We start from the raw sequence: 11,955 nt of genomic DNA, 5'->3' as shown, positions 1-11,955 counted from the left end.
GGCTTCCGTCATGCACTCCTGCAGCGTTGCGCTTCCGCCAGGACGTGCCAAGGCCACTGCCGGACCTTGATTGCTGCATCAGTTCTTCCTTAGCCTGATTCCGATTAAGGAATTATGCAGCAGGCCTGACATTTCAACCTTTTCAGCCACATGGCAGACGGCTTCGCCACCCGCAACCCGTGTCGCCCGGCTCTGCGGCTTTATTACGGCGTAGGCCCAAAGGTCACGAATTGCGCTTCAGCAATTCCTTGACCAGCTGTTCGGTGATCTCGCCCGTCGGCTCCTGGCCGACCGACTTCTGGAAGGCCTTGATCGCAGCCACGGTCTTCTTGCCCATCTGGCCGTCCGGTTTGCCGGCATCGAAGCCGTTGTTATTGAGGATCGCCTGGATATTGCGAACCGCCTTGGTCATGTCGACGCTGGCGGTCTTGTTGGCCGGACCGACCCATGCATCCGGAACGTCAACCGTATTCGCCTTGGCGTCGACCGGCTGCACCTTCCAGGCATCCGCCTTCGCCTTGGCGCTTTCGAGCTGCTCAGGCTTCATCGCCTTGGCAACTTCGTCGCGCTTGGCGGCGGCATCCATGTCGCCTTCGCGGGCGGCGGCGGAGAACCACTTGAAGGATTCGGTCAGGTCCTGCGGCACGCCGTTGCCACGCGCGTAGAGGACGGCGAGGTTGAACTGGCTATCGCGAACGCCGAGTTCGGCAGCCTTGGCGAACCACTTCGTTGCCTCGGCAAAGTCAGGCGAACCATCACGGCCACTCGCCAGCATGACGGCGAGGTTGTGCATGGCGTTGGCGTTGCCCTGGCCGGCGGCGGCAAGATAGAGCGCCTTCGCCTTGGAGGCGTCGCGCGTTACGCCCATGCCTTTTTCGTACATGCTCGCGAGGCGATACTGCGCCGGAATCACACCGGCGTCGGCGGCGCGCTGATACCACTTGGCGGCTTCCGCCATGTTTTCAGGGACGCTACGGCCTTCGCTAAAGCGGGCGCCGATTTCGTAGAACGCAAGCGGGTCACCGCCCTTGGCGGCTGTGATCAGCGCCGCCGGGCCGAAACCTTCCGGCAGCGCGATTTCGCTCGGCGCGGACACCGGTGCAAGAGTGGTCGTTGCCGCACCGCCTGCCGGAGAACTGACGAGAGCCGCACCGGTGGCCGGCGCATTGCCAGCGGGCGTCGGCTGGAACTCTGAGGCCGTCGAACCGGCTTTCGTTTCGGCGACCGGTGCAAGCATCGGTGCCTTCTCTTCGGCCGGCGTCGCAATGGTGGTCGTCGGCACGGCCGTCGCCGGTACCGAGATCGAAGCTTCGGATACCTTCGCCGGGGCTTCGACGGAATCGAGTGGTGCTGCGACAGCAGTCTCGGTTGCGGTGACCGGCGTTTCAGCCGGGGCCACGGCCACGGCCGCGGTCTGCGGCAGAAGGTCGTCGACGATCTTGTTTTCGCGCGATTCCGGCACCGCCTGCTGCTCGATGATCGCGGCCGGCTCCACCGGTGCGGTCTCCTGCTTCTTCAGCATGTTGCTGACCAGCGGATAGGACATGATCGCCAGTAGAACAGCGCCGACGGCCATCAGGATCGGCCGGCGGTGACGGGCAAATGCGCCACCGATGCCGGAGGTCTTTCCGCCCTGACCGACCTTGTTCAGGGTGTCGGCCTCTTCGACGGCGAGCTGGGCAGCACGGCGGGCGGCAGCGATGAAATCCGACTTGTCGCCATCGGCCGGCTGAATGCCCGCCTTGTTCATCTGCCCGGCGCGCACGCGTTCCAGGATCTTCTTGACGTCGGGAACGCCGGAACCCGGCTCGAGCAGCTGGTTGGCTTCCTCGGGCGCAAGCATTTCGGACGGATCAATCGACGGGGTCGGCTCGACGAGCTGTCGGGCCTGATCCGACACCGGCTCGGACCGCTTGCCGGAGAAGCGCCGGGTCAGGCCTGCAAGAAGGCCGGTGCGGGCCGCAGCGGCCGGTTCACGCATGTCTTCGACTTCAACGGTCGAGACCTGCTGATCATCGGCAAAGGCCGTTGCCGGCTCGGCCGTCTGGGCTACCACCGCCTGGTCTTCGGCCTGCAGGGAGCGGACGTTGCGCTGCAGATCCTCGTAACGGTCATCGAGATCGTTGCCGGCGAAGGGATCGTTGAATTCCGGCTGGTTTGCTCTGGGCATTTCCACCGGTTCACGCACCACCGGCGTTTCGGTGCGCACCGACAATGCCGGCTCGCGATTTTCGATGCGCTCCAGCTTGTCGGCGATGTGCACGAGGGTTTCGTGCAACGCCTCGAAGGTGCGCGCGGTGCGCTCCTCGCTGGAGCGGCTGAGGTCTTCGAGCGTCCGGAGATCTTCGGCAAGCGCCGAGATCGCGGCCAGATCTCCGCCGGAACCCCGCGGAGAGCCGTTCTTGGCATAGGCTTCCATCACCGCTTCGGCCGCCTGGCGGGCAGCCTCGACGATGTATTCGTCGCTGGTCGAGAGGTAATCCTCGAGCGCGCTCATGCGGTTCTCGAAATCGACGGGCACGGCGCTCGCGACAACGTCCGCGCGCGGCTGGCTGACCAGCGTCGACAGATTGGCGATCTGCGCTTCGAGGTTCTGCAGGGCGGCACGATCATCGAACGGTGCAGCGTGGGTTTCTTCCAGACGCTGCGCGATGCCGACCAGGCGATCTTCCAGCCGGTCGAAGCGCGGATCGGAGGCCGGTTGAACGCCATGGGCGTCAAGTTCGTCGATCCGGTGTGCCAGATAGTCGAGCCGTTCGGCCAATGCGTCGTTGACGCTGCCCTGGTCCAGAGCCTCGATCTTGCGCGAAATGTCCGACAGATAATCGTTGAGATCCGATTGCGCGGTCCTGTTGCTGCGCTCCATCAGCAGCGAAAGCTGGTCGAGACGCTCTTCGAGACGGGCGGCCGCCTTTTCGCCAGCGAGGTCCTCGACCCGGGCGGTCAAGGCTTCCAGGCGAGCGCCGAGGCCGGAATCATTCGGGCGCGAGAGGCTGTCGATCTGGCGGGAGAGATCGCCAAGCCGGCTTTCCAGCCGATTGACGAAGCCACCGTCGAGACCGGTTGCCGCGCGGCTGTTGGCAGCGATGGCGCGGCTGATCTCATCGAGCCGGCTGTCGAGGTCTGCAAACTGCGAAACGAGGCGGCGGTCATCAGGCTGGATCTGGCGGCCAAGCATTTCGATGGCCTCGGCGACGGCGATCAGCTTGTCCTCAAGCGCATCCACGGCCGAGCTGCTCTTCAGCGAGCCGATCTGCGACTTGATCTCGTCGAGCCGATAGGCGAGCGCAACCAGTTCGTCGTCACGGTTCTGATCAAACGCGATCAGGCGATCCTCGACGCCATTCCAGCGGTTTTCCATGCGGCGCATGCTGTCTTCACGCGCCAGGCCGTCGATCATCGCACGCAGTTCGTCGAAGTCGCCACGCAGCGCGTCCGCCTGTGCGGGTGACGCCTGGCGGCCGAGCTGCTGGATGCTGTCGGAAAGGCGCTGCATGTCGCCGCGCACGTCTTCGGCGAAGCTGTGATCCTGCGCCTGGGCCTTGATGCCGCGAATTTCGGACCTGAGCGAATTCATCTCGCGCGTGAGGCCATCGGTGATGTCGCGCTTGAGGTCCTGGCGCAGACCGACCAGCGCCTCGGCGATATCGTTGACGGCCGAGGACGGACGCTGCGGCTGAGTGTGAAGCGGCTGCTGGCGCGGCTCGTCGGCGAAACGATCGGAGATGGGGCGCTCAGGAGTGTAGCGTTCCGGCTCGCGCTGCGGCAGCCGGTCGCGAAGCGACGGCCGTTCGCGCGTAGCGCTGAGGCTGCGCTGGCGCTGCATGATTTCGGCGACGGCGTCACGGGGCGTTGCGGGCTCTCTGGCTGGTTCGCGGACCGGAAGGCGCTCGGGCGGCCGAGGCGCCACTTCGCGTGCAGCTCCATTCATGAGGCCCTCGATGCGTGCTTCGAGCCCCTCAATGGTGCGGTTCAAGGCGTCGAGCGATGGCCGCTCGCTAAAGGACTGACTGCCTGCACGCTGAGGATTTGATCGCGATCCGTTCATTGTGTTCTTGCCCCTGTCGTCAGCCATCTCGAAAGACGTCACGGAAGAAAACAGCTTTCTTCACCCCTGTGGCGCTTCCGACGCGGGCAAAACTACAACGGTGCGACGCCAGGACAGGTTGCAGCTTTGACCATCTCAACACGCACCTTTCACGAAACGTGGTAAACAAGCGGTTAATCTGGCCAGGATTTTTAACGATTTGGCAGCATTGTGCCGTGAATGCGGGTTTCGACACCCTTTCGTCCCCTCGGGTGCCGCGACGAAACTTCGCATCCCGTGATTTTTGACGTTTACGCAAACGTCAAAATTTTGTAGCATCCGGCCAACGATGCGAGACCCCCTGGAGCATCCCGCTCTCACGTGGATTCACGGGAGGCGGAAAGATGCTCTAGAATCAAAATGCTAGGGCGTCCTTTGTGTGTTCACCCGAACGCACGGCGCTCTGGAGGAGGGCGGCGCATCCGGCATCCTGCAACCGGGCGTCGAAGACGACAGACGGCGGCCCGAAGCACCAATAGGCGAGGAAAGAATGCCCATCTACAAGGCCCCGGTCGACGACACCCTCTTCATCCTGAACGACGTGCTCGGCATCGAGCGCTACAACAACCTGCCCGGTTTTGCCGATGCGACGCCGGACATGATCGAGGCGATCGTCGGCGAGGCGGCCAAGCTTGCCGAAGAGGCTCTGTTCCCGGTCAATCTTTCCGGCGACCAGGAAGGCTGCAAGCGCCGCGACGACGGCTCGGTCAGCGTGCCCAAGGGCTTCAAGGAAGCCTTCGACCTCTACCGCGAAGGCGGCTGGCTCGGCCTTGCGGTCCCGGAAGAATTCGGCGGCCAGGGCCTGCCCTATACGCTCCACACCGCCGTTGGCGAATACATGTCGTCTGCCAACATGGCGCTGACCATGTATCCCGGCCTCACCCAGGGCGCGATCGCCGCGATCCTGGTCCACGGTACAGACGAACAGAAAAAGGCCTATCTGCCGAAGATGGTTGCCGGCACCTGGACCGGCACGATGAACCTGACCGAGCCGCATTGCGGCACCGACCTCGGCCTGCTGCGTACCAAGGCGGTCCCCGATGGCAACGGCGCTTACAAGATCTCCGGCCAGAAGATCTTCATCTCCGCCGGCGAACACGACATGTCCGACAACATCATCCACCTGGTGCTCGCCCGCATCGAGGGCGCGCCGGAGGGCGTGAAGGGCATTTCGCTGTTCATCGTGCCGAAGTTCAAGCTCAACGCCGATGGCGAGCCGGGTGAGCGCAACGGCGTTTCCTGCGGCGCGATCGAACACAAGATGGGCATTCACGGCAACTCGACCTGTGTCATGAACTACGACGAGGCCGAGGGCTATCTCATCGGCACGGAGAACAAGGGCCTCAACGCCATGTTCGTGATGATGAACGAAGCCCGCCTCGGCGTTGGCCTCCAGGGCCTGTCGATTGCCGAAATTGCCTACCAGAACGCGGCCAACTATGCACGCGACCGCATCCAGGGCCGCTCGCTCTCCGGCCCGAAGGCTCCGGACAAGAAGGCCGATCCGATCATCGTGCATCCGGACGTGCGCCGCACGCTGATGACGATCAAGGCGTTCACCGAGGCCGGCCGCGCCTTCACGCTCTGGACCGCGCTGAAATCCGACATCGCCCACCGCTCCGACAATGCCGCCGACCGCCAGACGGCCGACGACATCCTCGGGCTGATGACGCCGATCCTGAAGGGCGTGCTCACCGACAAGGGCTTTGACCACGCCGTCATGGCGCAGCAGATGTTCGGCGGCCACGGCTACATCGAAGAACACGGTATGAGCCAGTATGTCCGCGATGCCCGCATCGCGATGATCTACGAAGGTGCAAACGGCATCCAGGCGCTCGACCTCGTCGGCCGCAAGCTGGGCTTGAACGGCGGTCGCGCCGTCATGGCGCTGTTCAAGGAGATCGGCGACTTCTGCGAGGAAAACCGCAGCAACGAGAAGCTCTCCGCCTATACCAAGGCGCTGAAGAAGGGGCTCAACGACCTGCAGGCCGCCACCATGTGGTTCATGCAGAACGCGATGGCCAAGCCCGACAATGCCGGTGCCGGCTCGACCGACTACATGCACCTCTTCGGCCTCGTTGTCCTTGGCTACATGTGGGCAAAAATTGCCAAGACCGCTGAGGAAAAACTTGCCTCTGGCGAAACGGCGCGCGCAGACTATCTGAAGAACAAGCTGATCACCGCGACCTTCTTCATGGAAAGGATCCTGCCGGAAACGGCCCTGCGCAAGGCCCGCATCGAAACCGGCGCCGACACGCTGATGGCGCTCGACGCGGCCGCCTTCTGAGGCGTTCGATTTCACACTGTTTTGACGGGCAGCACCTCACGGTGCTGCCGATAGGGAGATGAGACATGACGAAAGTCTTCGTTTACGACCACGTGCGCACGCCGCGCGGCCGTGGCAAGAAGGACGGATCGCTGCACGAAGTGCCGTCCGTGCGCCTCGCCGCCAAGATGCTGGAAGCGGTGCGTGACCGCAACGACCTCGACACCGCAACGGTTGACGACATCATCATGGGCTGCGTCGATCCGGTCATGGATGCCGGTGCGGTGATCCCGAAGGCTGCTGCTTTTGAGGCCGGTTACTCGACCCGCGCTCCGGGCATGCAGATCTCGCGCTTCTGTGCCTCCGGCCTCGACGCCATCAACTTCGGCGCGGCCAAGATCGCTCAAGGGGCGGACGATATCGTCATTGCCGGCGGCGTCGAATCGATGTCGCGCGTCGGCCTCGGCATGTCCGGCGGCTCCTGGTTCATGGACCCCTCGGTCAATCTGCCGGCCTTCTTCATGCCGCAGGGCGTTTCGGCCGACCTGATTGCCACCAAATACGGCTTTACCCGCGACGACGTCGACGCCTATGCGGTGGAAAGCCAGAAGCGTGCCGCACACGCCTGGGAAAAGGGCTACTTCAAGAACTCCGTCGTGCCGTTCAAGGACCAGAATGGCCTGACGATCCTCGACCGTGACGAGCACATGCGTCCCGGCACCGACATGCAGGCACTCGCCTCGCTCAACCCGTCGTTCCAGATGCCGGGCGAAATGGGTGGCTTTGAAGCCGTCGGTATCCAGGCGCATCCGGAAATCGAGAAGATCAACTACGTGCACCATGCCGGCAATTCGTCGGGGATCGTCGACGGCGCCGCCGCCGTGCTGCTCGGCTCCAAAGCCGGCGGCGAGAGCATGGGCCTGAAGCCGCGCGCCCGCATCCGCGCCTTCGCCAACATCGGCTCCGATCCGGCGCTGATGCTGACCGGCCCGGTCGACGTCACCGAAAAGCTGTTGAAGCGCGCCGACATGAAGCTGTCGGACATCGATCTCTTCGAGCTCAACGAAGCGTTTGCCGCCGTCGTGCTGCGCTACATGCAGGCCTTCGACATCCCGCACGACAAGATCAACGTCAACGGCGGTGCGATCGCCATGGGCCATCCGCTCGGCGCGACCGGCGCGATGATCCTCGGCACCGTGCTCGACGAACTGGAACGCCGCGACCTCAACACCGCGCTCGTCACCCTTTGCATCGGCGCCGGCATGGGTACGGCAACGATCATCGAAAGGGTCTGACGATGGACGTGATGCGCCGCTCTCTTCTCGCATTGATGGGCCTGGGGCTGCTTGCAGCCGCCGGCTGCGTCTCCGACGAGGAAGAAGGCGGCGACAGCTTCACGCTCACCGGCGCGATCACCAATGTCGCCAGCGGCCCCGTTCCGGCCGGCACCGTCAAGATCCGGCTCGAGGAGCAGGGCGTGATGGATGTCGCCGCGAAGCTGATCGCGGAAACCTCCGTTGTCAGCGATGGCAAGGCCGCCCGCGTGCCCTTCGTGCTGCAGGTGCCGAAGCCCGAGTTCGACAAGGCCGTCGATGCGGGCTTCACCATCCGCGTCGAGCGCGACGGCAGGCTGATTGCAACCAACACCAGCAAACAACGTTACAGCGGCGGATCGAACGTCTCGCTGCGCATCGAACCCATTCTCTACTGAGGGGGAGAACCATGACGAATTACACCAATTTCAAGATCGAGACAGACGCCGACGGCATTGCGCTCGTCACCTGGGACATGCCCGAGAAGTCGATGAACGTCTTCACCCAGGAGGTGATGGAAGAGCTGAACGCCATCGTCGACCAGACGACATCAGACGCAGCGGTCAAGGGCGTCGTCTTCACCTCCGGCAAGTCGACCTTCTCCGGCGGCGCCGATCTGTCGATGATCAAGTCGATGTTCACCTTCCAGCAGGAAGAAAAGAAGAAGGATCCGGCTAACGCCGCCCAGAAGCTGTTCGACCTGGTCGGTCGCATGACCGGGCTCTTCCGCAAGCTCGAGACGTCGGGCAAGCCCTGGGTTTCGGCGATCAACGGCACCTGCATGGGCGGCGCCTTCGAGCTTTCGCTCGCCTGCCATGGCCGCGTCGCCTCCAATTCCAAGTCGGTGAAGATCGCGCTGCCGGAAGTCAAGGTCGGCATCTTCCCGGGCGCCGGCGGCACCCAGCGCGTGCCACGTCTCACCAATGCGCAGGACGCGCTGCAGATGATGACCACCGGTTCGTCGCTGACGTCGGCCCGCGCAAAGGCGCTCGGCCTCGTGCATGAAGTGGTCGACGCCGACAAGCTCGTCGACGCCGCCAAGGCGATGATCAAGAACGGCCTGAAGCCGGTCCAGCCCTGGGACGAAAAGGGTTACAAGGTTCCGGGCGGCGGCATCTGGACGCCGGCCTCGGCCCAGCTCTGGCCGGCCGCTTCCGGCATCCTGCGCCGCGAGACCTACGGCAACTATCCGGGTGCCGTCGCCATCCTGAAGTGCGTCTATGAAGGCCTGCAGGTGCCGTTCGACACCGCGCTCAAGATCGAGCAGCGCTACTTCACCGAGATCCTTCAGACCACCGAAGCCTTCTCGATGATCCGCTCGCTGTTCGTCTCGATGCAGGAACTCGGCAAGGGCGCCCGCCGCCCGGCGGGCGTGCCGAAGTCCGAATTCAAACATGTCGGCGTCGTCGGCGCCGGCTTCATGGGCGCCTCGATCGCCTATGTGACGGCTGCTGCCGGCATTGCCGTGACGCTGATCGACCGCGACATGGAAGCGGCCGAAAAGGGCAAGGCCCATTCGGAAGGCCTCGTCAAGGATTCGGTCGGTAAGGGCCGCCTGACCAAGGAAGAAGGCGAAGCGCTGCTCGCCCGCATCACGCCGTCGGCCGACTACAACGACCTGAAGAGCGCGGGCCTCGTGGTCGAAGCCGTCTTCGAAGATCGCCAGGTCAAGAAGGACGTCATCGAGAAGGTGGAAGCGGTCATCGGCGAAGACACGATCTTTGCCTCCAACACCTCGACGCTGCCGATCACCGGCCTTGCCAAGAACTCCAAGCGCCCCGGCCAGTTAATCGGCATCCACTTCTTCTCGCCGGTCGAGAAGATGATGCTGACCGAAGTGATCCTCGGCAAGGAAAGCGGCGACAAGGCGCTCGCCACAGCACTCGACTATGTCGCCGCGATCAAGAAGACGCCGATCGTCGTCAACGACACGCGCGGCTTCTACGTCAACCGCTGCGTCTTCCGCTATATCCACGAAGCCTATGACATGCTGATCGAAGGCGTGCCGCCGGCAATGATCGAGAATGCCGCCAAGATGGCCGGCATGCCGGTCGGTCCGCTGTCGCTCAACGACGAAGTGGCGATCGACCTCAGCCAGAAGATCCTGAAGGCCACCGTCGCCGACCTCGGCGAAAAGGCCGTCGATCCCAAGCACCTGGCGCTGATCAACAAGCTGGTCGACGACCTCGACCGTCGCGGCCGCAAGAACGGCAAGGGCTTCTACGAGTACCCGGCAAAGCCGGCGAAGAAGTATCTGTGGCCGGAGCTTAAGACGCTCTACCCGCAGAAGAATGCCGACACGATCGACGTCGAGGTGCTGAAGCAGCGGTTCCTCGCAACGATCGCGCTCGAAGCCGCCCGCACCATGGAAGAAGGCATCGTCACCGATCCGCGCGAAGCCGACGTCGGCTCGATCCTCGGCTTCGGTTTCGCGCCCTATACCGGCGGCACGCTCTCCTACATCGACGGCATGGGCGTAAAGGCCTTCGTCAAGATGTGCGAGAAGCTCGCCAAGGACTATGGCGACCACTTCAAGCCGACGGCGCTGCTGAAGGAAATGGCCGAGCGCGGCGAAACCTTCTACGGCCGCTTCGATCCCTATGGCGAAAAGAAGCAGGCGGCGTAAGACGCCATCGATCGATCTCTGAAACAGGCCCCTTCGGGCCTGTTTTCATTTGGCCATCGCCGCATTGGAGGACGCCGAGGCCGCTTCTTGCTACCAGCCCATGGTTTTCTACCACAGGACCGGTACGTCATCCCGATTGGCCGGATCGCCCCAATAGAGCGACGGCAGGATCTTCGCAAGATAAGCGAATTCCGTGTAGCAATGTTGCAGGAGCCCGAGGCCCACGGCGTCGGGCACCGAATGATCTGCTTCATCATCCAGTCCGAGGATGAAACGACTGCGCAGCACCGCACCCTGGCTGGTGTCGCGCACCACGTGCACCATCTGGCCGTCGCGAGGATCGCCATTCTCGTCGAGACGCGCACCGTCGCCGAAACCGATGCGGGCATAGACGGCGGCGGTAGCGTCGCCAGCCAGCAAAGCCCGTTCGAAGCTGCCTTTGCCGAAAATCGCGCCTGGATCATGAAACCTGATGACCGCCGGCACCGGCGGAATGTCGCCGAGGCTTTCGACAGCGCGGATCGTCGCGCCGACATAGCGCTCGCCCTTCACCCGGCCCTCGTCCCAGCCGTTGTGCGCCACATGGTCGAGCGGGTGCCACCAGGAAAGATGCTCGGTCGTCTCGAAATGCTTGAACCACCAATCGAGCATACGTCCCTTGCAACCGGGAAGTTCGGTTCGGACGGCCACGACGAGCGCGCCGGTGTCGAGTCGGACGATGCCGGTCTCGATCCGCATCGGCCGCGGGTCGAGCAGGTCGTCGATGTATCGGATATCGGCGCGTGCCTGGTCGGTGCTGGCAGACATTATTGTATCCTTTTCCAAGATTGATGATTTAGGAAACATTGAGCGTTTCCTAAATCTCGTTTATGCTTCGCAGTGGCGTTTGTCAAATGGAGGAGCCTCCTTGCCTACCCCCGTATCCGAGACCCAGAAGCAGCGCGGCCGTCCGGCGCGACCGGAGACCGAGCAGGCGAGCGCCGTCATCGACGCCGCGACGCGGCTTATGCTGTCGCGCGGCTATGCGGCGATGACGATGGAGGCTGTTGCCAGGGAAGCGGGCGTGGCGAAGAAGACGGTGTATCGTTTCGCCAACGATCGGGACGCGCTGTTTGGGCTGATTGTCCGCAACTGGACGGACAGCTTCCTGCCGGCCTTCGCCAGCGAGGCTGAAAGCCGAGACGATGTCGGCGACGTTCTCGCCTCGATCCTCTCGACGATCGCGGCACGCGTGCTTTCTGCCGAAGCGGTCGGACTGTTCCGGCTGATCGTCGGCGGCATCCCGGCGCGGGAGCAGGTCCTGCCGATCTACGATCGCAACGGCATCGAGCGCTCGCGCGAATTGCTGGCCGACTGGCTCGCCCGCCACAAGGCGCGCGGCCTTGTCAGCATCGATGATCCTGCTACGGCAAGCGACCTCATTCTCTCGATGGTGATCGCAGAGCCGCTGAGGCAGATCGCCATCGAGCTGACACCTCCCCTCCCCGAAACGGATCTTGCGCCGCGCATCCGGGCGGCCATCGGGCTGCTACGGCTATGACGCTCCGCAATGCGAAGGCTTACGTAGCTACGCGGAGACCACCGGGCGACGTGACATGGACATTCGACATCTCCGGGAAGGGGCGTCCTTCCGGTTGACGACCTCCCGGCGCGGGCGCATCCT

General features: G+C 63.5%; 7 protein-coding genes. 5 read left to right on the top strand and 2 right to left on the bottom strand.

Going from position 1 to position 11,955, the window contains the following annotated elements; translation table 11 throughout:
• Positions 1 to 223: 223 nt before the first annotated feature.
• Positions 224 to 4,048, bottom strand: a complete 3,825-nt coding sequence (locus PWG15_RS00855; RefSeq protein ID WP_275022619.1) for a peptidoglycan-binding protein — start codon at positions 4,046 to 4,048, stop codon at positions 224 to 226.
• A 529-nt stretch (positions 4,049 to 4,577) separates the two neighbouring features.
• On the opposite strand from PWG15_RS00855, the gene PWG15_RS00850 reads away from it, so the two are divergent.
• The 4 genes from PWG15_RS00850 (at position 4,578) to PWG15_RS00835 (ending at position 10,292) form a co-directional block, all read left to right on the top strand.
• Positions 4,578 to 6,374 carry an acyl-CoA dehydrogenase C-terminal domain-containing protein gene (locus tag PWG15_RS00850; protein ID WP_275022618.1) on the top strand — a complete coding sequence of 599 codons (1,797 nt, stop codon included), beginning with the start codon at positions 4,578 to 4,580 and terminating at the stop codon, positions 6,372 to 6,374.
• Positions 6,375 to 6,439: 65 nt separating this feature from the next.
• On the top strand, positions 6,440 to 7,648 hold the full coding sequence (locus PWG15_RS00845) for an acetyl-CoA C-acetyltransferase (RefSeq protein ID WP_275022617.1): 1,209 nt from the start codon (positions 6,440 to 6,442) through the stop codon (positions 7,646 to 7,648).
• An 11-nt stretch (positions 7,649 to 7,659) separates the two neighbouring features.
• On the top strand, positions 7,660 to 8,064 hold the full coding sequence (locus PWG15_RS00840; RefSeq protein ID WP_275022616.1) for a YbaY family lipoprotein: 405 nt from the start codon (positions 7,660 to 7,662) through the stop codon (positions 8,062 to 8,064).
• Between the two features lie 11 nt (positions 8,065 to 8,075).
• Positions 8,076 to 10,292 carry an FAD-dependent oxidoreductase gene (locus PWG15_RS00835; protein WP_275022615.1) on the top strand — a complete coding sequence of 739 codons (2,217 nt, stop codon included), beginning with the start codon at positions 8,076 to 8,078 and terminating at the stop codon, positions 10,290 to 10,292.
• Positions 10,293 to 10,400: 108 nt separating this feature from the next.
• Here PWG15_RS00835 and PWG15_RS00830 read toward each other — a convergent pair whose 3' ends face one another.
• Positions 10,401 to 11,099 (bottom strand): DAPG hydrolase family protein, encoded by a 699-nt coding sequence (locus tag PWG15_RS00830; RefSeq protein ID WP_275022614.1) that lies wholly within the window; start codon positions 11,097 to 11,099, stop codon positions 10,401 to 10,403.
• 100 nt (positions 11,100 to 11,199) lie between these two features.
• On the opposite strand from PWG15_RS00830, the gene PWG15_RS00825 reads away from it, so the two are divergent.
• Positions 11,200 to 11,832, top strand: a complete 633-nt coding sequence (locus PWG15_RS00825) for a TetR/AcrR family transcriptional regulator (protein WP_275022613.1) — start codon at positions 11,200 to 11,202, stop codon at positions 11,830 to 11,832.
• Positions 11,833 to 11,955 lie beyond the last annotated feature (123 nt).

This window comes from Ensifer adhaerens (genome assembly GCF_028993555.1).
Taxonomy (GTDB): domain Bacteria; phylum Pseudomonadota; class Alphaproteobacteria; order Rhizobiales; family Rhizobiaceae; genus Ensifer; species Ensifer adhaerens_I.
Note: the sequence above shows the minus strand (reverse complement) of the source record. Positions and strands in the feature narration are given on the sequence as shown.